Source organism: Rahnella bruchi, from assembly GCF_003614975.1.
In the GTDB taxonomy this organism is placed as follows: Bacteria; Pseudomonadota; Gammaproteobacteria; order Enterobacterales; family Enterobacteriaceae; genus Rahnella; species Rahnella bruchi.
The window spans coordinates 17,483-38,887 of the sequence record NZ_QZWI01000023.1; the positions used below are offsets into that span (position 1 = coordinate 17,483).

At 51.5% G+C, this 21,405-nt stretch carries 20 protein-coding genes; 12 read left to right on the forward strand and 8 right to left on the reverse strand.

The genetic code is table 11. From position 1 onward, the window contains the following. Positions 1 to 332 precede the first annotated feature (332 nt). Positions 333 to 2,756, forward strand: a complete 2,424-nt coding sequence (gene bamA / locus D5398_RS23735) for an outer membrane protein assembly factor BamA (protein ID WP_120509822.1) — start codon at positions 333 to 335, stop codon at positions 2,754 to 2,756. Positions 2,757 to 2,955: 199 nt separating this feature from the next. Here the strand turns inward: bamA and D5398_RS23740 are convergent, their stop codons facing one another. The 3 genes from D5398_RS23740 to D5398_RS23750 all read right to left on the reverse strand — a co-directional run bounded on the left by D5398_RS23740 (position 2,956) and on the right by D5398_RS23750 (position 7,060). Further along, positions 2,956 to 3,342, reverse strand: coding sequence for a methionine-R-sulfoxide reductase (locus D5398_RS23740; RefSeq protein ID WP_120134389.1), 387 nt, complete (start codon positions 3,340 to 3,342; stop codon positions 2,956 to 2,958). Positions 3,343 to 3,454: 112 nt separating this feature from the next. Continuing rightward, positions 3,455 to 4,498, reverse strand: a complete 1,044-nt coding sequence (dctP, locus tag D5398_RS23745) for a TRAP transporter substrate-binding protein DctP (protein WP_120509823.1) — start codon at positions 4,496 to 4,498, stop codon at positions 3,455 to 3,457. A 141-nt stretch (positions 4,499 to 4,639) separates the two neighbouring features. Further along, positions 4,640 to 7,060 (reverse strand): TonB-dependent receptor domain-containing protein, encoded by a 2,421-nt coding sequence (locus D5398_RS23750; protein WP_120509824.1) that lies wholly within the window; start codon positions 7,058 to 7,060, stop codon positions 4,640 to 4,642. A 368-nt stretch (positions 7,061 to 7,428) separates the two neighbouring features. Between D5398_RS23750 and D5398_RS23755 the strand changes: the two genes are divergently transcribed. The 3 genes from D5398_RS23755 to D5398_RS23765 all read left to right on the forward strand — a co-directional run bounded on the left by D5398_RS23755 (position 7,429) and on the right by D5398_RS23765 (position 11,015). After that, positions 7,429 to 8,241: a siderophore-interacting protein gene (locus tag D5398_RS23755; RefSeq protein ID WP_120509825.1), complete on the forward strand. Its 813-nt coding sequence runs from the start codon at positions 7,429 to 7,431 to the stop codon at positions 8,239 to 8,241. A 358-nt stretch (positions 8,242 to 8,599) separates the two neighbouring features. Next, entirely contained in the window at positions 8,600 to 10,327 is a 1,728-nt protein-coding gene (locus D5398_RS23760) for a tannase/feruloyl esterase family alpha/beta hydrolase (protein WP_120509826.1), read from the forward strand. A 142-nt stretch (positions 10,328 to 10,469) separates the two neighbouring features. Beyond that, positions 10,470 to 11,015, forward strand: coding sequence for a PadR family transcriptional regulator (locus D5398_RS23765; protein ID WP_244216833.1), 546 nt, complete (start codon positions 10,470 to 10,472; stop codon positions 11,013 to 11,015). Positions 11,016 to 11,082: 67 nt separating this feature from the next. On the opposite strand, the gene map is transcribed toward D5398_RS23765, so the two are convergent. Continuing rightward, entirely contained in the window at positions 11,083 to 11,838 is a 756-nt protein-coding gene (gene map, locus D5398_RS23770; RefSeq protein ID WP_415838548.1) for a type I methionyl aminopeptidase, read from the reverse strand. Positions 11,839 to 11,875: 37 nt separating this feature from the next. Then, positions 11,876 to 12,130: a ParD-like family protein gene (locus tag D5398_RS23775; protein ID WP_120509828.1), complete on the reverse strand. Its 255-nt coding sequence runs from the start codon at positions 12,128 to 12,130 to the stop codon at positions 11,876 to 11,878. 159 nt (positions 12,131 to 12,289) lie between these two features. Here D5398_RS23775 and D5398_RS23780 point away from each other — a divergent pair, with 159 nt between their 5' ends. Next, entirely contained in the window at positions 12,290 to 12,679 is a 390-nt protein-coding gene (locus D5398_RS23780; protein ID WP_120509829.1) for a hypothetical protein, read from the forward strand. Between the two features lie 83 nt (positions 12,680 to 12,762). Here D5398_RS23780 and D5398_RS23785 read toward each other — a convergent pair whose 3' ends face one another. The 3 genes from D5398_RS23785 to D5398_RS23795 form a co-directional block, all read right to left on the reverse strand. Continuing rightward, positions 12,763 to 13,044, reverse strand: a complete 282-nt coding sequence (locus D5398_RS23785) for a pentapeptide MXKDX repeat protein (protein WP_120509830.1) — start codon at positions 13,042 to 13,044, stop codon at positions 12,763 to 12,765. A gap of 70 nt (positions 13,045 to 13,114) precedes the next feature. Then, the gene (locus tag D5398_RS23790; RefSeq protein WP_120509831.1) at positions 13,115 to 13,918 is read right to left on the reverse strand and encodes a molybdopterin-dependent oxidoreductase; all 804 of its coding nucleotides are present in this window, start codon (positions 13,916 to 13,918) and stop codon (positions 13,115 to 13,117) included. Positions 13,919 to 13,928: 10 nt separating this feature from the next. Continuing rightward, entirely contained in the window at positions 13,929 to 14,555 is a 627-nt protein-coding gene (locus D5398_RS23795; protein ID WP_120509832.1) for a cytochrome b/b6 domain-containing protein, read from the reverse strand. Between the two features lie 153 nt (positions 14,556 to 14,708). On the opposite strand from D5398_RS23795, the gene D5398_RS23800 reads away from it, so the two are divergent. The 7 genes from D5398_RS23800 (at position 14,709) to D5398_RS23830 (ending at position 21,399) form a co-directional block, all read left to right on the forward strand. Continuing rightward, a complete protein-coding gene (locus D5398_RS23800) occupies positions 14,709 to 15,431 on the forward strand; it encodes a response regulator transcription factor (RefSeq protein WP_120509833.1) in 723 nt (240 codons plus the stop codon). Positions 15,432 to 15,434: 3 nt separating this feature from the next. Beyond that, on the forward strand, positions 15,435 to 16,901 hold the full coding sequence (locus D5398_RS23805) for a sensor histidine kinase (RefSeq protein ID WP_120509834.1): 1,467 nt from the start codon (positions 15,435 to 15,437) through the stop codon (positions 16,899 to 16,901). Between the two features lie 246 nt (positions 16,902 to 17,147). Then, the gene (locus D5398_RS23810; protein ID WP_120509835.1) at positions 17,148 to 18,647 is read left to right on the forward strand and encodes a UbiD family decarboxylase; all 1,500 of its coding nucleotides are present in this window, start codon (positions 17,148 to 17,150) and stop codon (positions 18,645 to 18,647) included. 53 nt (positions 18,648 to 18,700) lie between these two features. Continuing rightward, positions 18,701 to 19,270 carry a UbiX family flavin prenyltransferase gene (locus D5398_RS23815; RefSeq protein WP_120509836.1) on the forward strand — a complete coding sequence of 190 codons (570 nt, stop codon included), beginning with the start codon at positions 18,701 to 18,703 and terminating at the stop codon, positions 19,268 to 19,270. A 40-nt stretch (positions 19,271 to 19,310) separates the two neighbouring features. Further along, positions 19,311 to 20,024 carry a DUF554 domain-containing protein gene (locus tag D5398_RS23820; protein ID WP_120509837.1) on the forward strand — a complete coding sequence of 238 codons (714 nt, stop codon included), beginning with the start codon at positions 19,311 to 19,313 and terminating at the stop codon, positions 20,022 to 20,024. An 84-nt stretch (positions 20,025 to 20,108) separates the two neighbouring features. Continuing rightward, positions 20,109 to 20,972, forward strand: coding sequence for a LysR family transcriptional regulator (locus D5398_RS23825; protein WP_120509838.1), 864 nt, complete (start codon positions 20,109 to 20,111; stop codon positions 20,970 to 20,972). 106 nt (positions 20,973 to 21,078) lie between these two features. Then, entirely contained in the window at positions 21,079 to 21,399 is a 321-nt protein-coding gene (locus D5398_RS23830; RefSeq protein ID WP_120509839.1) for a DMT family transporter, read from the forward strand. Positions 21,400 to 21,405: the final 6 nt, after the last annotated feature.

The window sequence follows — 21,405 nt, forward strand, 5'->3', positions numbered from 1 at the left end:
GTAGTGGCATAGTGAACTTGGTTACCAAAATAGAGGGGTAACATCACCTCATAGTCAAAACAAGTGACATTATGATCCGACGTAACAGATGTACTCCGCCGGTAATTTTATTAATGCTCAACTGTTTGGATAATGAAAGAAACCTACCTTGTAGGGCTTGCGAAAATAACGTAAGCAATCCGTAATTCATTGTCATATTTTCCGAAAATCAAATATTGGCCGCTGAACCTCCGATATATCCCACAGTCTGTTAGCGAGGTTGTTTCTTCTGATAGCAAAATCTTTTGTTAACAGGAATTTTTGTTAGTTGGAAAACGGCGAGCACGTATCACATGACAATGAAAAAATTACTCTTAGCGTCGCTGCTGTTCAGCAGCGTTCCAGTTTTCGCTGCGGGCGGGTTTGTCGTCAAAGACATTCACGTCGAAGGATTGCAGCGGGTCACTGTCGGTGCGGCGTTGCTGAGCATTCCGGTGCGCGTGGGCGATTCGGTATCGGATGAAGATATCAGCCAGACGATCCGTGCCCTGTTCGCCACCGGCAATTTTGAAGATGTGAACGTACTGGAAGATGGCAACACGCTGATTGTGCAGGTGAAAGAACGCCCGACGATTGCGAGCATCACGTTTTCGGGTAACAAAGCCATCAAAGATGAGATGTTGCAGCAAAACCTGGAAGCCTCTGGTGTCCGCGTGGGAGACGCGCTGGACCGCACCACGATTTCCTCGATTGAGAAGGGAGTGGAGGATTTCTATTACAGCGTCGGCAAATACAGCGCCAGCGTAAAAGCCGTGGTCACGCCGCTGCCGCGTAACCGCGTGGATGTGAAACTGGTCTTTACCGAAGGCATGTCGGCGAAAATTCAGCAAATTAATACCGTGGGTAATAAAGCCTTTGCCACTGACGATTTAATCGCCCATTTTCAGCTGCGCGATGAAGTGCCGTGGTGGAATGTGATTGACGATAAGAAATATGAAAAACAAAAACTGTCCGGCGATTTAGAAACGCTGCGCAGTTTTTATCTCGATCGCGGTTATGCCCGTTTTAATATCGATTCCACGCAGGTCAGTTTAGCGCCAGATAAGAAAGGGATTTATATTACCGTGAATATGAGTGAGGGTGAGCAATATAAAATTTCCGGCGTGGTGGTCAGCGGCAGCATGGCCGGGCATTCGTCAGAAATCGAAGCGCTGGCCGCCATTCCTGCCGGGGAGTTGTACAACGGCGCGAAGATCACCAAAGTTGAAGGTGATATTAAAAATCTGTTGGGGCGCTACGGTTATGCTTATCCGCACGTCACCACACAAAGCGACATCAATGACGCGGATAAAAGCGTGAAACTGCGTATCAGCGTGGATACCGGTAACCGGTATTCGGTGCGCCACATCCGCTTCGAAGGTAACGACACGTCGAAAGATGAAGTGCTGCGCCGCGAAATGCGTCAGATGGAAGGCGCGTGGCTGGGCAACGATCTGGTGCAGAAAGGTAAAGATCGCCTCAACCGCACCGGCTATTTCGAAACGATAGATGTGGATACGCAACCGGTGCCGGGCTCAAACGATCAGGTGGATGTGATCTACAAAGTCAAAGAGCGTAACACCGGCACCTTCAACATCGGCGTGGGATACGGCACCGACAGCGGCATCAGTTATCAACTGGGCGTGACGCAGGATAACTGGCTTGGCAGCGGCAATACGGTCAGTTTCAGCGGTACACGTAACTCGTACCAGACCTATGTCGAAGTCTCGGCAACCAACCCGTATTACACGGTTGATGGCGTCAGTCTTGGCGGCAAAGTGTTCTATAACCACTACGACGCGGAAGATGACGATCTGGCGGCATATAACCTGCAAAGTTACGGTGCAGGCATGAATTTGGGTCTGCCGGTCAGCGAAAACAACACGCTGAATCTGGGGCTGGATTACGTCCACAGCACGCTCACTGACATGGAGCCGCAGGTGGCGGTCTGGCGTTATCTTAATGCCAGCGGCGTCAAGCCGGGGCTGGTGACCACCTCCACCAACAGCGATGCCGAACTGCGCACCAACGATTTCTTCGCCAGCGTCGGCTGGGCGTATAACGACCTGAACCGTGGCTTCTTCCCGTCTTCAGGCACCCGCGCCAGCCTGGCTGCCAAGGTGACCATACCGGGTTCAGACGAAAGTTATTACAAAATCACCTTCGATGCTAACCATTACATTGCGCTGAGTGACACATCAGACTGGGTGCTGATGGGCCGTGCCAAAGCCGGTTATGCGGCAGGCATCGGCAGCAACGACGTGCCGTTCTACGATAACTTCTATGCGGGCGGTTCCAGCTCGGTGCGCGGCTTCTCGTCCAACACTATCGGGCCGAAAGCGGCGTATTACAAATGCAGCAGCGCAGACAGTTCGTATTCCACCTGTCCGGTGAGCAAATCCACCGATGCGGTGGGCGGTAATGCGATGGCGATCGCCAGTGCGGAATTGTATGTGCCGACACCGTTTATCAGCGAGAAATACACCAGCTCGGTGCGGACTTCATTATTTGTTGATTCCGGTACGATGTGGGACACCAGATGGCAAAATACAGCAGCCACTGAAGCTGCTGGTATTCCGGATTACAGTGATCCGATGCATATCCGTGTTTCCAGCGGTATTGCGTTGCAATGGCAATCACCGCTCGGCCCGCTGGTATTCTCTTATGCACAACCGCTGGTAAAATATGAAGGCGACAGTGCGGAACAATTCCAGTTTAATATCGGGAAGACATGGTAATAACCATGGCGTCTTACAAACTAATTACTTTTTACAGACGCAATGAAAATAGAAAGAAAATCAGATCCCTTTATAATGACAGCATGATGTTTATTGAGCGACCTTAGGGTTAAACATCATGCCATTATTATATTGTTGGAGTTCTTCCTTTTAAGGGCTGCCCCTGTGCGGCCCTTTTTTTATTCCGCTTTATACCGGTTCACTCCGCTTTATGATAATTCCCTTGCTCGTCGGCACTTTCAAAAACCATTGAAACGGAATTCACACAGTGACGCAGATTCTTCTCGGTTAGATATTCTCCCTCAAAGACATGCCCCAGATGCGCCTTGCAGTTGGCACAGACGATTTCAGTTCTGCGGCCATCGGCGTCAGGCACACGCTCTACCGCGCCAGGGATTTCGTCATCAAAAGCGGGCCAGCCGCAGTGAGATTCGAATTTATGTTCAGAAGAATACAGCGGCGCAGAACATCTTTTGCAGACATAACGGCCCGGTGAAAAGTGTTCGTTATATTCACCGGTATGAGGGCGCTCGGTCCCTTTATTTTCAATAACAAAACGTTCGAATTCGTTGAGTTCTTTATTCATTCTGATGACTCCTCAGATTACAGACATTGCAGGTGCTGACTTACAGTTTACACGAGAAACCGGCCTGCGTGGCATACGCCACCGTGCTTAGGCACCTGCTGCTAAGCGCCGGTCAGTCAGGTTTCATCGTCTGCGACATTATCGCGCTGACTTTTTCCATCATCGGCCCGGCGTCTTTATTACCCAGCGCTTCCTGCTGTTTTACCCACAGCGCCTGAGCATCCTGATAACGGGTAACCTGCTGCCAGTGCGCCACTTCACTGTGTCGCAGAACACGCACCTTCGCGCCGTCTTTGCGCAGGGCATCCAGCTGCGGGTCAAAGTGGCTGTCCATGACGGAACCGGCGATTTTATTGGCGATATCCGCCGCGCGGGTAATGGCCGCTTTATCTTCCTCTGCCAGCCCGTTCCAGACTTTCAGGTTCATCACCAGCAGATAAACATGCCCCAGCCACAGCTCTTTCGAGACCAGAACATCAGGTGCCATCTTCTGAATTTTCAGGTCATATCCGCTGTCGACGTTGACCATAATGCCGTCCAGCTTACCGGTCTTGAAGGCTTCCACCGTTTGCGGACCCCACGGCATTGTGACCGGTATGGCTCCGGCATTGCGCAGAAAATCCTGATGCCAGAAGCTGGCCGAACGCCAGGTTGTTCCTCTAATATCCTCAAGGTTTTTCAGCGGATGTGTGCTGAAAAAGGCGACCGGATAACCGGTCGCAGAGAAGATATTCACTACGCCGGCTTTTTCTAATTCAGCAGGGAAGGCGGGTATTTCGGTGAAAACACGGCGAAAGAAAGCGATTTGTTTATCGCCGGAAGGCCCGACCGGAAAGCTTTTAAAAATCTGATGCAGCGGCAGTTCTTTGGCGGCGTATTCCGGCACCACAATGCCGATATCTGCCGTTTTTCCCTCGCGCACGGTAAGCAATGCGTCATAACCGGTTGAGAGTTCGCCCCCCCAGTGTTCTTCAATTTTCAGGCGTCCCTGAGACTCTTTTTCGATAGCAGGAAAGAACACATCGTGGATAAAGCGGGTACGCATTGTGCCCAGCGGTTCATGATCGGTGTACCGCAAGGTGGTGGTGGCAGAAGCGGCAGCCGGTAACAGGAGCAGAGTGAGAACCAGCGCCAGAGGTTTTCTGATTATTTCCATGTAATTTCACATTTCGGTAGGCAAAGCCTGAGTGTAGCGGATCACCCGATTTGTGAATGTGCGTGAAAACAGGTTCTTAGCGCGAAACCAAAAAAGGCGCCATGCGATTGCATGACGCCTCGGGTTCTTATCGGTTAGTGGTTAGAAATCAACATTCACACCCAGCTGGAAGCTTCGGCCCGGCATGACGGCCAGCGCTTTGTTGTACTCGTCCTGATTAGTGGTTTCAGTCAATGTACGGCTGCTCAGGTAATCCCAGTATTTGCGGTCGGTGATGTTGTAAACGCCACCGCTGAGTTTGACGTTTTTCGCGACTTTCCAGTAAGCCGTCGCATCCACCATCCCATAACCTGGAACGTTCATGTATTTTTCAGTGGAATCTGCAAGGGGAGTACCACTGTTGTTGTAACTCTGGCGAGAGGTTGCTTCAGCTCTTTTACCTTTAACAAAGGTTGCTGTCAGTGCCGCACCGTAGAGAGTTGATGGGGCATCCCATGCAATACCTGCGACAAATTTCATCGGCGGCACGCTGTCGAGGTCAACATACTTGTCGCCATCATAGCTGGACTTGGATTGCCCCTGGGCATAACCGAATGCGAAGGTCGTGCTCAGGCCATCCACGCTGTTAAACCAGGTGCCGTAGTTGACTTTGGTGCTCACGTCACCGCCGTAGATATACGCTTCATCGCGGTTTTCGGCCTGATAAATGGTATAAATATTGGAAGGCACATTGGTGAACAGCCCTGGGTTTGCTGAACGCGAATAACGCGTATTGGCGATGAAGTTTTTATAAGTATTGTAGAAAACGGATGTCTTGAAGGTTACCCCTTCCGTGGCTTCACCTTTCATGCCCCATTCGAAGTTGTTACTGGTTTCAGTTTTCAGATCGGTATTACCGATAAGGGCGTACTGAGCGCGTCCTGCATAGTTAGATCCGAGATTCCATGAGCCGTATAGCTGGCTGGCGTCTGGGAACTGTGCACCGCGCTGATACTGCACATAGGTCATCAGCTTTGGCGTGATGTCATACGTAAAGGCCAGTGATGGCAGAGCCTGGGTGTCTGAGTTGGCCTTGTTATAGAGTGTTGAAACCTGATCACCGGTTACCACGCCGTTCGCCAAGCTCGACAAATCTTGTGGTTTGGTATTTTGATAAGCAACGCGAACAGCAGGTATCACAGAGAGGTTGTGGCCATCGAGGTCAAACTTCATGGTGTCTTGCAGGAAGCCGCCCAGGATATAGGTTCGGCTGTTGGCTTCCGGCTGCATGATGGTAGTGAACGCCCCTTGTTCTGGGTTTTGACGGAATGGACGTTCAGTGTTGGATACACGACCGTTGATCCCCGCGCTCAGTTCATGACGCCCCAGGGTTTTTAGCCAACTGGTTTCCGCGCCATAGGTATTCACGTCATAGTTGGAATAGACGTTCATCATCTGCTTACTGTCGTTCGGCATATAGGTATTGTCGTGCGCCTGCGTGTACTGGTAATAGACCTTGGACACGATGGCATCGACGTAATCGTTGAACGGAGTCCATTCGTCTTTCAGGCTTGCACCCCAGCGGCGCGTATTACTTTGCTGCTGTGAAGTCCCCAGGATAGCGCTGCCCGAGCCATTCCAGGTGTCATAGTGGGTGTGGTTCACTTTTTCGTAGTAATCGAGCGTGCCGGTAACTTTATGTTCGTCATTCGGCTGCCAGATAACAGATGTCATCACGGCATCTGAGTGCCAGTTAGCAGGGTAGGCATCATGCGTGCCGCTGTTGTTGCTGGTTTCCTGTCCGTCGCGGCGGCTAATAGCAATCAATCCACGCAGCGTTTCATCGCCCGCAGCGGCCGTGATACCGTTATGCCATGAGCGGTCTGAGGAATCATAGTCTGACTGGTAACCGAAATAGGTTTCCTTGCCCGGACGCAGATAATCGTCGGCTGATTTTGGCAGGAAGGACACTGCACCACCGATAGAGGTGTTGGCACGTTCGGCTGAGGTGGCACCGGATTCGATATCCACCTGGCCGTAAATATAAGGGTCGATGTAGTCGCGGCCAATACCAAAGGTATTGAGGCCTGCGCGGCTGACATAGCTGCGACCGGTGGCGCTCGGTTGCGGAATGCCGTCAACGTCGATACCGACACGGTTGCTTTCCAGACCCCGGATGTTATAGCCGGTGTAACCGCTGCGGTCGAAACCGCTTTTCCCGTTACCTGACCCCCCGCTGGCGCCGGTTGCGCTGATCAGTGGCTCATAACGCATGATGGTGCCGAAATCATTACCGCCTTTTTTCTGCATTTCGGCTGCGGTGATGCTAGTTTTCGAGCCCGGTTTTTTATCCGGCATCGTTTCGGTGACGGTCATCACCTCTTCGTTACTTTGCGCCAAATCTTGCGCCGTACGTACCACTGGCTTCTTCTTGATGGTTTCAGAGGCTGGCGTTTTATTCGCGGCAAGATCGCTGGTGTCTTTGATAGCTTCCGCTGCATTGACGTTAAAGGTGGTGGTGAGAATCGTTCCCATGAAAATGACGTTTTTCACCAAACCCTGCTGTGTAAAGGATTTGAACATTTTTTTAGCCCTGCACTATTTTTTAAAGTTCTGCTCGCATTTACTGCCTTTCGACAAATCAGACGCGCTGGTCATCTGCTTTCAATTCTTCCGTAAAAAAGCCCTTGTCCTTATAAAATATGGGTTTATTCAACATCCTTACCCATTTAGGCTTTGTGAGAATGATAATGATACTGATAACTATTATCAATAAATTGATAAACAAAAATGCGCTTCTTAACGAAATCTTTGCAATGCGTTGGTGAAAATGAACTAAAGGAAGGTGAAAAGGGCAGAGGACAAGGTTTTTCCCCTACGTTTTTCAGGGTTGCGGAAAATATAGCTAAGATATATCTTTCGACAAGCCTTACTTCAAAAGAGAAAACATGATGACCCAACATCGCACTGAAACCCCGGCCCCAAACTTGCCGGTTCGTGTCAAAAACGAACTGGCTTTTCGTCATCTCACGGTCAAAAGCAGCGAAAACATAGCCGGCTGTTTTCAGCGCATCGTTTTAAACGGCGATGAACTGAAAGGTTTTACCTCGCGTGGCTTTGATGACCACATCAAACTGTTTTTCCCGGCGAATCCGGGTGATGTGATCACCCCGCCCACCGCGACCGAGGATGGCATTGTGTGGGGCGAAGGGCCGCGTCCGCTGAACCGCGAATATACGCCGCTGCATTTTGATGTGCAGACCCATGAACTGACGCTGGATTTCTATCTTCACGACGGCGGTGTTGCCAGTGAATGGGCAGCTGGCGCGAAACCGGGCGACAAACTCATCATCGGCGGGCCGCGCGGTTCTTTGATTATTCCGACGACTTACAAATGGCAGCTGTATGTGTGTGATGAAACCGGTCTTCCGGCGGTAAAACGTCGTCTGTGCGAGCTGAAACAGACCGCTTCTGACGCGAAAGTGACGGTGCTGGTAAAAGTGAAGGATGTCAGCTGTGCCCGCTATCTGTCCGAAGAAAATGATTTCGACATCGAGTGGATTGTCAGCGAAGAACAAAACGGGTATCAGAAGGATGACGCGGCGGTGAAAAAGCTGAAAAGCCTGTACCTGCCGGAAAGCGATTACTACATCTGGGCGACGGGCGAAGGGAAATTCGTTAAAGGCCTGAATGATTACTTCGTCGAAAATCGCGGGTTGGATGCGAATTTAGTTCGTTGTGTCGCGTACTGGCACAATAAATAATTCAAATTGCCCGCTATGTTTAACCGCAGGAGTTGACATACTCCCCGCCCTAAATGGAGTGACCTCGATTCCGTAAACAGTTCCTGTTCTCACGGTGAGGCCTGTTCGAAGGCCTCAGGGGCACTCCACGGGCTAATTATCACTGTCCAGGTTTATGGGGGCAGTTCAAAAGGGCGAAGTTTTACGCGCAACTTGATAAAGCGTTATTGCCTTTTATTTGCTGCGGTATTTAATTAATACTTTGTTGCAACTACCACCGGAATCATTACGCCGGGCACGGTAAACGCCATTATTTATTATTTCCGCCATCATTATAATTCTTATGACAAATTCTGAGTTTTTATTCAAAGGAATGGTTATGAAATTAATAAGCCTCAAAGAACACTGGCGCGCGCTGTGTCTGATACCTCTTTTGTTTGCGGGATATTCTTCTTTAAGTTCAGCGGCTGAAAATACACCAGCCCCGTCAATGGATATTGTTAAACCGGTAAAAGTGTGTGCCGATCTCAATAAGGTGTCGCTGACTGACATCGGCGGCGAGGGCAGCCGAATCACCTCAGCGAAAGAGATTACCATCAACGACGCAACGGCCTGCGAAGTGGAGGGTAATGTGCACCCGACCATCGGCTTTAAAGTTCTTTTGCCGGTATCTTCCTGGCAACAGCGTTATATGCAAATCGGTTGTGGGGGGTTGTGCGGCAATATCTCGCTGCAAATTGGCGCGGCAGCCGGTTGCACACCATTACAAACCAATGGTTTCGTGATGGCCGCCACCGACATGGGCCATTCGATGCAGGAAGTGGATTTCGGTAAAGATCCACAAATGCGCAAAGATTTCGCCTACCGCAGCCAGCATCTGATCGCTGAAGTGTCGAAGAAACTGATCGCGGAATACTACGGGCGTGCGCCTGCGTATTCCTATTTCAACGGCTGTTCGGACGGAGGTCGCGAAGCCCTGATGGAAGCGCAACGTTTCCCGCATGATTTCAACGGTGTGATTGCCGGGGCGGCAGCGATGAACTTCCAGTCGCAAAATGCCGTTTATCACGCGTGGCAGGCGCTGGCGAATACTGGACCAGATGGAAATGCGGTGATAGTTGCTTCCCGTTTGCCAGTGATCCATAACGCCGTGTTGAAACAGTGCGACGCACTGGATGGCCAGACCGACGGCCTGATTGCCGACCCGCAAAGCTGTCATGTGAATATTGCCTCGATGGCCTGCAAAACGGATGCTGCTCAGGAAAACTGCCTGTCAGCCGCTGAAATTGCCACTTTAACCAAATTGTACGCTGGACCGGTTGATCCGAAGACCGGTGCAAAACTGACCGTCGGTGGTCCGCAACCGGGTTCTGAGCTGGCATGGGAAGGCGTATTTGTGCCGGAAAAAGCCAGCGATCCGATTTTCAGCTCGTTTATCGCGCTGCCATCGCTGAAATTCCTAAATTATGAAAAAAATCCGTCAGAACATTTTACGTTGAAAAACGTGAAATTCACCGAAGCCGGATTTGATGAACTGCGTAAAATGCACCCCCTTTATGATGCCACCAACCCGGATCTCTCTGCATTCAAGGCTGCGGGCGGCAAGCTGATTATCTGGCATGGCTGGGCAGATCCGCATATCTCCCCGCTTAATTCCGTGGCGTATCATCAGGCAGTAGGCCATGTGATGGGCGCGACGAGCCGCGATCAGTTTGAGCGTCTGTATCTGTTGCCGGGCGTGCATCACTGCTCCGGCGGTGAAGGTCCGAGTCTGGTGGATTTCCTCACGCCGATGATGAACTGGGTGGAGAAAGACATCGCGCCGGACAGCATTACCACTTATCAGGCGGCGAAAGAGCAGAAGATCCAGTTCGGCCAGCCGATACCAGAGCGCGGCAAACAGCCAGCGACCGATATCCGTCTGGAGAAAATCCCGATGGGTGCAGTGTCACGTCCTGTCTTCCCGTATCCGGATTACGCGGTGTACGGCGGAAAGGGCGATGTGAATGCGGCAGCCAGCTATATTCGCAAACCGCTGGCGACGCAGCCGGCGGCGTATCACTGGTTGGGCGAGGATTTCTATCAGCCGTTAACGTTTATGAATTAACCACCAGATCGGTGTTCAGGCCGGTTTCATCAGGCAGGCTACGGCCTGCCTGATGTGTTATGGCATTGTGAAAGAGGGCTTAACCCGTTATCTTTAAGGGATATCTGTACGCACTTTTTACGTAATTCTGACTATGGTTCTGATGAAAAATAATCCTTTGGGTAATGACCGTCCTCCAGCCACATCCGGCCATAAACCGAACTGCGTTGCGGCGAAAAAACATCGCCGCGAAAGAATGTTCGAAACAGGTGATATCCGCCTGCTGATGCTGCATTTTTTGCAGCAACGTTCTGCGCATGGTTATGAGCTGATCAAAGCCATCGAAGACTTGTCCAAGGGTGAATACACACCGAGCGCCAGTATTATTTATCCGAACCTGACGTTTCTTGAGGAGCAGGGTCTTATTACGGCGAATCAGGAAGAGGGTGGTAAGAAGCAATACTCGATTACGCATGAAGGAACGCAATCGCTGGCCGGACAGGGCGATCTGCTCGGTTCAGTGACCGAAAAACTGTTTTCACTGGCGATTTTATCCAATAACCGCAGCATTCCGGAAATGCAGCGGGCGATTAACAATATGCGCATGGCGCTCAATCTGCGTTTGGCGAAAGGGCCGATCGAACAGGAAACGCTGTATAAAATCACCGATGCATTAGACAAAGCGACGAAAGAAATCGAGCGTAGCTAAACGGATTATCAAAAACTATAAAGCCTCCGACCGGAGGCTTTATACGTTCAGGAAATATCACGGGAAATCAGTTTTCTTCAGGCCACGGCGTCAGAATTTCATAACCCGTTTTCGTCACCGCAATCATATGTTCCCACTGCGCGGACAACGAATGATCTTTCGTCACCACCGTCCAGCCGTCAGGCAGCACTTTGTTCTGCTTTTTACCGGCGTTCAGCATCGGTTCGATGGTGAATAACATGCCTTCCTGCAAGACCAGGCCGCGGCCTTTTTCGCCGTAATGCAGCACCTGCGGATCTTCGTGATACCCCATGCCGATGCCGTGACCGCAATATTCTTCCACAATGGAAAACCCTTCGCGTTTCGCAACAGCAGCAATGGCATAACCCACATCGCCGAGCGTTGCGCCGGGGCGAACCACTTCGATACCGGCCATCATTGCTTCAAAGGTGGTATCCACCAGACGGCGCGCCATAATGCTCGGTTCACCGGCGTAATACATGCGGCTGGTGTCGCCGTACCAGCTGTCTTTGATCAGCGCCACGTCGATGTTCACGATATCGCCTTTCTTCAAGGCTTTATCGGAAGGAATACCGTGGCAAATGACATGGTTGACGGAGGTGCAGGTGGTTTTCTGATAGCCGTGGTAACCGATATTGGCCGGGATCGCCTGCAGTTCATTGACGATAAAATCGTGGCAGATGCGGTCCAGTTCGTTGGTTGTGACGCCGGGCACCACGTAAGGCGTGATCATGTGTAACACGCGCGCAGCGAGTTTACCGGCGATACGGGCTTTATCGATGCCTTCCGGCGTTTTGACCATGCGGTTATTGTTGACGAAATACCGGCTGTCTAAACCATTATTCATTGCTTGCCTTCCTCTGTGTGCCGCCGACGTTTAACAGCGTGCGGATACTTCCGGTGTTTTCTTCCGATTCCATGCTGCATCGCACCAGCAGTTGCGAAATCTCACTGTGCGTCATGTCCGGGTGCGTCTCCATCAGCATGCCAATCTTCATCCAGTGTTCGGCCTGGGCGTTGATGGAACGCGTATACGCCAGACTGGCGATACGCAGATTCTCATGCATCAGTTCAGAAATTTTGATGATACCCATCGGGCGTCCTCAGTAGTATACGAATCATATATGTTTTATATACTACGTGTAATGAACGCTAAACTCAACCTGCGCATTTCATGACACCTGTCGGGCAATGGCGTATATTGTGGCGAGTTTTCAATCTCTTATCCCAAATTATAAATTCAAAAGGTTCACATGAAATCTACACGTAAGTTACTTATTGGCCTGGTGTGCATTTTTTCAATGGCAGGATGCTCGCGTACCGAACCGGTATTAACGCCACACACCACCATTACGACGCACAATTCTGAAGACCAGATTAAAATCGCCATCATGAGCGCCGGATTGAATCGTGGCTGGATCATGACCGCTGCCGGTCCGGGCGTGATTAATGGCCGTCTGAACAACCGTGATCACGTGGCGAATATCCGCGTTAATTACACACAAAACAGCTACACCATTAATTATGTGAGCAGTACTAATCTGATGGCGGATAAAGGTGAAATCCACCGCGGTTATAATCACTGGGTGAATAACCTCGATAACGATATTCAGATCCGTCTGGCGTCCAGCGCCGCGAAATAACATTGTCTGAATCGTATAAAAAATAAAACGCCCCCGCTGAACAGATGGGGGCGTTTTTGCTACATGGCCGGGTTTAGTGGCGCTTACTGGCTCGAGGTGTCTTTTTTCATCGCGTCTTTTGACATGTTGTCTTTAGACATTGAGTCTTTAGACATGCTGTCTTTCTTCATATGATCTTTAGACATGCAGTCTTTGCCCATGCTGTTTTTCGCCATTGAATCTTTGCCCATGCTGTCTTTTTTCATGCAGTCTTTCGACATATGGCCCATGGTATCTTTCTTCGCCATTGCGTCAGCAGCATAAGTGGTGCTCACCGCGCCCATCATCAGACAAGCAGACATCATCATTACGGTTAACTTTTTCATGGTAATTCCTTCTTTTAGGTTTTGAGGTACAAAGGTTGTTGTGGACAGTGTTGATCCCTATGGATCATGTTCAGCTTCCGCCGAACCAGTTGTAGCCCTGATCTTCCCAGTAGCCACCGGTGAACTTGTTGGTTATTTCAATGACTTCGATATGTTTTGGATTCTTATAGCCGAGTTTGGTCGGCATTCTGAGCTTCATCGGGAAGCCGTATTTACGCGGTAAAATCTGTCCGTCATAAGTCAGCGCCAGCAGGGTTTGCGGGTGCAGCGCCGTCGCCATATCAATGCTGGTGTAGTACTGGTCGGCACATTTAAAACTGACATATTCCGCTGTGAGATCGGCCCCAATCAGGCGCAGAAAATCACCGAACGGCACGCCGCCCCATTTGCCAATCGCGCTCCAGCCTTCGACACAAATGTGTCGGGTCACCTGGCTGACCTGCGCCATTTTGTACAGCGTCGGCAAAGACCATTCGCGTTTATCCAGCGCCAGACCGGCGATTTTCAGGCGATAAGCGTTGCCGTCGACTTCCGGTGCGTCGTCTTCGGCATAAAACGCATTAAACGGAAACGGGCGGGTGATCATCGATTCCGCATATACCGGCGCGAGACGTGTCGAACCGAACAGCCAGCCCTGCACGCGGTCGTTAAAGCCGGAGATTTTGCTCAGTGCAGTTTCTACGCTGGCGTTATCGCTGATGTCGCAACCGGTCAGCATCGCGACGCCGCCGAGTGTCAGCCCGCGTTGCAGGAACAGGCGGCGTGAAGGCGCATCCAGTTCGCGGATAATCTGTTTTTTCGCTTCCTGTAAAATCGCTTCGCTGTCGGAAGGACTGAATATCTGGCTGATACTTTTTTTGAGGATATTTTTCATCAGGTCTTCCTTAACGTCCGCGGATCATGGCAATCAGGGTTTTCGGCACCAGCGCCACCATCACGATATGCAGCACCACAAATCCCACCAGTGACGCCATCGCCAGAAAATGTACGTAACGCGCCGTATCAAAGCCGCCCATCAGTTCGCGCAGCAGCGGAAATTGCACGGATTTCCATACCACCAGCCCGGAAAGCACCAGCACGATGCCGTCGAACATCACGAACACATACGCCGCACGCTGCACCATGTTGTAGTGACGTAAATCGTCGTGTTTCAGCTTTCCGCGCAGGGCGGCCAGCAAATCATTGAAGATGCCGCGCGGCGTCAGCGGCCAGAATTTCTTTTTCATCCGGCCGGTAAAAATGTTCATCAGCAGATAAAACAGACCGTTGATTCCAAACAGCCACATACCGGCGAAGTGCCACTGAATACCGCCGCCGAGCCAGTCACCCAGCGTGACCGCACGAGGAAAATCAAAATCAAACAGTGGGGAGGCGTTATAAATCTGCCAGCCGCTGGTCACCATAATCAGCACGGCCAGCGCGTTCAACCAGTGCGTCAGACGCAGCCATAATGGATGTACGATGGCGGGTTTTTGTTTTGCCTGATCGGGTAAATCCGTGTGTATTGTCATGTTGTCATCCGGCTGTCCGTCCTGTGATGAAACGAGTATTGAACGGATTTGTTCCCCGAGACCTCACGCAAAGTTAAATAAAATGTGATAACTCGCAGGCGGTTGCTTGTGTAGACTCAAACCATTGGGAAGTGCCACGTTTTGGGATAACACATGGATAAGACGAAGAAGATCCTGATTGTTGAAGATGACGGAGATATCGCCGAACTGTTAAGCCTGCATCTGCGCGATGAAGGTTATCAAATCACTCACGCCGCAGATGGCAATCTGGGCGTGGCGCATCTGGAAAAGGGCGGCTGGGACGCGCTGATCCTCGACCTGATGCTGCCGGGCGTAGACGGCCTGGAAATCTGCCGCCGCGCCCGCAACATGACGCGTTATACGCCGATCATTATTATCAGCGCGCGTTCCAGCGAAGTGCATCGTGTACTGGGGCTAGAACTGGGCGCGGACGATTATCTGGCCAAACCTTTCTCGATGCTGGAACTGGTAGCGCGGGTCAAAGCGCTGTTCCGGCGGCAGGAAGCGATGAGCCGCAACATGAAAATGGACGCCGGAACGCTGAGTTTCTCCGGGCTGGTGATCGACCCGATTGCGCGCGAAGTAATGCTCAGTCAGCAGCCCGTAGAACTGACGCCGCGCGAGTTTGATCTGCTGTATTTCTTTGCCAAAAATCCCGGCAAAGTGTTCTCGCGTCTCAGCCTGCTCAATCAGGTCTGGGGCTACGAACACGAAGGGTATGAGCATACGGTGAACACCCATATCAACCGGCTGCGCATCAAGATAGAAGCTAATCCGGCTGAGCCGGAACGTATTCTGACCGTGTGGGGAAAAGGCTATAAGTTCGTGTCTTCTGCTGAAGATGCGCAAGGGTAAATCATGAAAAATCTCACGCTGGCACAAAGACTGACCCTGGTATTTACGGTGTTACTGATCGCCTGCTGCGCGCTTTCCGGCTATATGCAGGTGCGTTCCAGCAATCAGTACAGCCAGTCGGTTATTCAGCGGCTGTCGGTCAATCTGGCGACACAGATTGCGGCGAATAATCCGCTGCTCAGCGAGGGCAACTGGGATCCGAAAGTGGTTCATACCCTGTTTGACCAGCTGATGGCGGTGAATCCAAGCGTTGAGGTTTATCTGCTGGATAAAGACGGCAATATTGTGGGCAATGCAGCGCCGGCAGGCAGACTGCAAGAAAAACGCATCGATCTGGCGCCGGTGAACGCGCTGCTGCATGGCGCAAAAATGCCGGTGTATGGCGACAATCCACGGGATCCGCAGACTCCGCAGGTCTTTAGCGCTGCGCCGTTGGAGGTTAATGGCCAGACAGAGGGCTATGTGTATATCGTTTTGCTCGGCGACGCTTACACCGCGCTGACCAGCGACGCGCAATATCAGTCGGCGATATCGCTGGCGCTGCGTTCGATGGGGCTGGTGGCATTATTTGGTTTGCTGGCCGGTGCGCTGGCATTCCGCTGGGTAACACGCCCAGTGCGCAAATTGACCGCGCAGATTGCCCGGCTGGATACCGGCGGAATGGAGGCAATTCAGGCGCTGGCGAAAGCGGATGTGCCGGAAGGCGCTGCCCGTGATGAAGTCACGCAGCTGCAACAGGCGTTTATCGCGCTGGCAAAGCGTATCGATCAGCAATGGCAAAGCCTGATGGTGCAGGATCAGCAACGGCGTGAATTTATCGCCAATATCTCCCACGATCTGCGCACGCCGCTGACTTCGCTGCACGGCTATCTGGAAACGTTGTCGGTGAAATCAGACAATCTGAGCAACGAAGACCGCCAGCGTTATCTCAATATCGCCCTGACGCAGAGTAAAAAAGTTGGTCGTCTGGCGCAGGAATTATTCGAACTGGCGCGCCTCGAATACGGCGTGGTGAAACCACAGAAAGAACCGTTCTCGCTGAGTGAATTAGTGCAGGATGTTTTCCAGAAATTCGAGCTGGCAACCGAAACCCGTGGTCAAACATTACTGGCCGATATCACACCGGGTATTCCGCTGGTGAATGCCGATCTCGGCATGATTGAGCGGGTGCTGACCAATCTGCTGGATAACGCTATCCGCTTCACGCCCGAAGACGGCACGATTGAAATCAAACTGTGGACCCAGGCAGGGCAGGTGATGGTGCAACTCAAAGACAGCGGACCGGGCATTGCGCCAGAGCTGAAAGACAATCTGTTTGTGCGTCCGTCAATTCTCAGCACCAACAAACACCGCGCAGGCGGGCTGGGGCTGATGATCGTGCGCCGTATTCTGCAACTTCACGGCAGTGATATCCGCCTGATTGAACAGTCAAAACAGGGTGCCTGTTTTCAATTTTCAGTGCCGGTCTAAATTCCAATTTATTAATTTGCGTTACGGTGTGATGGCCGTAACGTAAATAGCGTAAAATGACGTCGGAAAGTTATTATTCTGTATTAATAAGTGTTAAATAATAATTATAGTTTTGATATAAACCAAAAAGGTTTAGCGCCTGTATTTAAACGGTACTTTTTGAATGACGGCAGTAAATATATATTTAATCCGGCGATGAAATAATTTTCTCATTATGTGGAATATTAATTTACCTGGATAAAGAATATGTCTAAGAAAGAAACCTCCCCTCAAAATAATAACGTGCATGACCTCCGGTCTGCGATTGAATTTTTAGAAAGCCTCCCAGACGAAATGGTCAGTACCGATGTGGAAGTCGATCCGCATGCAGAGCTTTCCGGCGTATACCGTTACGTCGGTGCCGGGGGCACCTGTGAACGTCCGACCCGCAAAGGCCCGGCGATGATGTTCAATACCATTAAAGGGTTCCCCGGCGTACGTGTCGTGACCGGCCTGATGGCGACCCGCGAACGTACCGGTTATCTGCTGAACTGCGAACCTGAAAAACTCGGTTTCCTACTGAGGGATTCCGTGAAAAATGCCATTCCACCGGTGGTTATTGACCGCGGCACGGCGGTCTGCCAGGAAGTGATGTATCTGGCTGATGATCCGAATTTTGACCTGCGCACCTTGCTGCCTGCGCCGACCAACACCGAAGAAGATGCCGGTCCGTATTTCACTATGGGCATGTGTTATGCCTCTGATCCTGAAACCAAAGAATCCGACATCACCATTCACCGCCTGTGCATTCAGAGCCGCGACGAATTGTCGATGTGGCTGACACCGGGCCGACATATCGATGCGTTCCGCGAAAAAGCCGAGCGTGCTGGCAAACCACTGCCGATTTCAATCAGCATTGGCGTGGATCCGGCGATTGAAATTGCAGCCTGCTTCGAGCCGCCAACCACGCCGCTGGGCTTCAACGAATTGAGCATCGCCGGTGCGTTGCGCGGTAAAGCCGTCGAGCTGACCCACTGTGTGTCCATCGATGAAAAAGCCATTGCCCACGCAGAAATCGTCATTGAAGGCGAGTTGCTGCCAAACGTCCGTGTGCGCGAAGATCAGAACACCAATACCGGCAAAGCGATGCCGGAATTCCCGGGCTACACCGGTGAAGCCAAAGCCGAACTGCCGGTGATTAAAGTGAAAGCCGTCACGCACCGCAGAAATCCGATCCTGCAAACCACGCTCGGCCCGAGCGGCGAGCACGTCAGCATGGCGGGTATTCCGACTGAAGCCAGTATCCTGGATATGATCGACCGCGCCATGCCGGGCCGCGTGCTGAATGTGCATGCGCACACCTCCGGCGGCGGTAAGTTACTGGCGGTATTGCAGTTTAAAAAATCCTCTCCGGTGGATGAAGGCCGTCAGAGACAAGCGGCGTTGCTGGCGTTTGCGGCATTCTCTGAGCTGAAACATGTGATTCTGGTGGATGAAGACGTGGATATTTTCGATACCGACGACATCCTGTGGGCGATGCAAACCCGCTATCAGGGCGACGTGGATACCGTCACCATTCCGGGCGTCCGCTGCCATCCGCTCGATCCTTCGCAAAATCCGGCCTACAGCCCGAGCATTTTGCAGGAAGGCATGTCATGTAAAACCATCTTCGACTGTACGGTGCCGTTCCACCTCAAAGCGCATTTCGAACGTTCCAAATTTAAAGAAGTCGATGTGAAGAAATTCTTACCTGACTTTAAATACTAACAGCAATAAGCCAGCGCACCTGCGGTGCGACGTTTCAAAAGCGGAGAGGTGAAATGAAGAGAAGGCGGATAATTGTCGGAATAAGCGGTGCTTCCGGGTTTCAGTATGGAATGAAGGCGCTGGAAATATTGCGCGATATCGATATCGACGTGCACCTGATTATCAGTAAAGGTGCCGAAATGACGCGCAGTCTCGAAACCGATATCGAACGGCAGGAGGTGATCCGGCTGGCCGATGAAGTGCATTCCATTAATAACCTCGGGGCATCGGTTTCCAGTGGTTCTTTTAAAACCATCGGGATGATTATTGCGCCGTGTTCGATGAATACGTTGGGTTCTGTTGCTCATGGACTGACCAATAACTTACTGACCCGCGCCGCAGATGTCGTTTTAAAAGAGCGGCGCAGGTTAGTATTAATGGTCAGGGAAACACCGCTGAATCTTTCGCATCTGAAAAATATGCAGTCGGTGACGGAAATGGGCGGAATTATATTCCCGCCGGTTCCCGCGCTGTACCATAAACCCGACAGCGTGGATGATATTATTCACCACAGCGTGGCGCGCGCGCTGGATTTATTTGACCTGGATGTCGCCAATATTAAACGCTGGGGCGAAGATTTATAGCAGAATATTTAAAAAAATATCTCAAAATAACGGAGTAGAAATGTTAATTGGACCTATCGTTAACAGCGGCGCCATAATTCTCGGCGGCCTGTTAGGGGGCTTTCTTGGCGTAAAAATGCCAGAGCGGTTGCGAACCTCGCTGCCCCAGACTTTCGGTTTGTGTTCCATGGCGCTTGGCGTCGTGCTGCTGGTTAAAATGCACAGTATGCCGGTGGTGATTTTGTCGGTGATCCTCGGTGCCGCCATCGGCGAAATGTTTTATCTCGAACGTTACATTGCCCGTCTGGGAAATATGGCACGCGGTATCGCCGCAAAATTTGCGCCGGATACCGGCATGGATCAGAACGTCTTCACTGAAAAGTTCGTGGCCATCATTGTGCTGTTCTGCGCCAGCGGCACCGGGATTATCGGGGCGATGACCGAAGGCATGACGCACGACCCGAACATTCTGTTCGTCAAAGCCATCATGGATCTATTCACCGCCGCGATTTTTGCCACCGTGCTGGGATACGCCGTCGCTCTGATTTTTATTCCGCAGTGGGTTGTTCAGTTCCTTATCGCCTCGGCGGCGGTCTTTATTCTGCCGCTGACCAATCCGCAAATGATGGGGGATTTTACTGCCGCAGGTGGCTTTATTATGCTGGCCGCCGGTTTCCGTATCAGCGGCATAAAATCCATCGCGGTTGGCAATTTATTACCGGCGTTAATTCTGGTGATGCCCATCTCGCATTACTGGAGCCTGTTCATCCACTGACGGATGTCCGCAAAAAGCCACGTCAGTGCGAAGTGGCTTTTTGTATACTGGGTGTGACACAGCCAGACTGACAGGAAGGGAAAGATGGATCTCAAAAGAATGCGCTACTTCTGTACCATCGCCGAGCAGGGTTCTATCAGCAAGGCGGCGAAGGTGCTGAATATCGCGCAACCCCCGCTCGGCCAACGTCTGCACGAGCTTGAAGAAGAAATCGGTTCGCCGCTGTTTATCCGCACCAGCAAACAAATGGTGCTCACCGAGGCCGGACGTTTTCTGTATCGCAAAACCAGTGAAATTCTCAATCAGGTGAACAGCGTCACTAAACAGGCGATTGATATCGCGTCGCAAAAAAAACGCACGGTGCGTATCGGCGTTTCCTACCTGTATCTGCGCTATTTTAACACCGTTTTTCTCGAGCTGTACCGCAAAAACCCGGACTGGGATCCGAACCTGTTAGTGTCCGAATCCACCTATCTGGAAGAACTGGTGATGAACAAAACGCTGGATATGGCGATGATCCAGACGCCCGCCGACGTGCGCTCTTTCTACGTGCGGGAATTCGAGCCAATCAAACTGGTGGCTGTGGTGACCAGTGAACTGGCCGACACCCTGCCGGATCGCACACTGACTTTTGCTGATCTCTCCGGTTTTCCGCTGGTGATGCTGCACCGCATGGGCGGCGAGGGCACCTATGAAATGCTGCTCAACCGGCTGTATGAAGAAGTGAAAGACGTGAATGTGATCATGAAAGTGTCCGAACCGCGGCTGGTGATCGAGATGTTCCGCGACGGGATGGTCGGCGCGGCGCTGATGCCGGTATCTGAAGTCGGCGAAAGCCGGCATTTCCGCACCTTTGAAATCGAACAGAAAGGCAAACTGTTCCGTCCGGCGATCATTACGCTGCATACCGAAAAGGATTCGTTTCTACCCGCAGACCAGACGCTGTAAAGGCATGAAAGAGTGAACTATACTCCTTCACTCTTCATGCTGACTGGACGACCAGAGACTCAGCCATCTTATACAGGGACGACCCTGAAGATATTAAGGAAACACCATGGCCTGGGTTTACCTGTTTTTAGCCGGCATTTTTGAAGTGGTCTGGTCTACCGCCATGAAAGAATCCCACGGATTCACCCGCCTGCTCCCCAGTATCATCACCGCCGTTTTTATGCTGCTCAGCGTAGTTTTACTGGCGATTTCCATGAAAACCCTGCCGCTCGGCACCTCTTACACTGTCTGGGTCGGTATCGGCGCCATCGGTGCTTTTATTCTCGGCGTAGTGATGTTTGGCGAAAGCCTCAACTCGCTGCGTGTCATCGCCGTGCTGCTGATTTTCTCCGGCGTGATTTTGCTGAAAGTGGCAACGAAAGAGTAAAAGCCG

Coding starts and splice junctions, on each gene's coding strand:
- D5398_RS23790 (WP_120509831.1), bottom strand. CDS start 13,918: ATGAAAAATATCCTCAAAAAAAGTATCAGCCAGATATTCAGTCCTTCC.
- D5398_RS23825 (WP_120509838.1), top strand. CDS start 20,109: ATGGATCTCAAAAGAATGCGCTACTTCTGTACCATCGCCGAGCAGGGT.
- D5398_RS23810 (WP_120509835.1), top strand. CDS start 17,148: ATGTCTAAGAAAGAAACCTCCCCTCAAAATAATAACGTGCATGACCTC.
- map (WP_415838548.1), bottom strand. CDS start 11,838: ATGGTCAAAACGCCGGAAGGCATCGATAAAGCCCGTATCGCCGGTAAA.
- D5398_RS23815 (WP_120509836.1), top strand. CDS start 18,701: ATGAAGAGAAGGCGGATAATTGTCGGAATAAGCGGTGCTTCCGGGTTT.
- D5398_RS23830 (WP_120509839.1), top strand. CDS start 21,079: ATGGCCTGGGTTTACCTGTTTTTAGCCGGCATTTTTGAAGTGGTCTGG.
- D5398_RS23755 (WP_120509825.1), top strand. CDS start 7,429: ATGACCCAACATCGCACTGAAACCCCGGCCCCAAACTTGCCGGTTCGT.
- D5398_RS23740 (WP_120134389.1), bottom strand. CDS start 3,342: ATGAATAAAGAACTCAACGAATTCGAACGTTTTGTTATTGAAAATAAA.
- dctP (WP_120509823.1), bottom strand. CDS start 4,498: ATGGAAATAATCAGAAAACCTCTGGCGCTGGTTCTCACTCTGCTCCTG.
- D5398_RS23765 (WP_244216833.1), top strand. CDS start 10,470: ATGAAAAATAATCCTTTGGGTAATGACCGTCCTCCAGCCACATCCGGC.
- bamA (WP_120509822.1), top strand. CDS start 333: ATGACAATGAAAAAATTACTCTTAGCGTCGCTGCTGTTCAGCAGCGTT.
- D5398_RS23805 (WP_120509834.1), top strand. CDS start 15,435: ATGAAAAATCTCACGCTGGCACAAAGACTGACCCTGGTATTTACGGTG.
- D5398_RS23820 (WP_120509837.1), top strand. CDS start 19,311: ATGTTAATTGGACCTATCGTTAACAGCGGCGCCATAATTCTCGGCGGC.
- D5398_RS23760 (WP_120509826.1), top strand. CDS start 8,600: ATGAAATTAATAAGCCTCAAAGAACACTGGCGCGCGCTGTGTCTGATA.
- D5398_RS23780 (WP_120509829.1), top strand. CDS start 12,290: ATGAAATCTACACGTAAGTTACTTATTGGCCTGGTGTGCATTTTTTCA.
- D5398_RS23785 (WP_120509830.1), bottom strand. CDS start 13,044: ATGAAAAAGTTAACCGTAATGATGATGTCTGCTTGTCTGATGATGGGC.
- D5398_RS23775 (WP_120509828.1), bottom strand. CDS start 12,130: ATGGGTATCATCAAAATTTCTGAACTGATGCATGAGAATCTGCGTATC.
- D5398_RS23750 (WP_120509824.1), bottom strand. CDS start 7,060: ATGTTCAAATCCTTTACACAGCAGGGTTTGGTGAAAAACGTCATTTTC.
- D5398_RS23800 (WP_120509833.1), top strand. CDS start 14,709: ATGGATAAGACGAAGAAGATCCTGATTGTTGAAGATGACGGAGATATC.
- D5398_RS23795 (WP_120509832.1), bottom strand. CDS start 14,555: ATGACAATACACACGGATTTACCCGATCAGGCAAAACAAAAACCCGCC.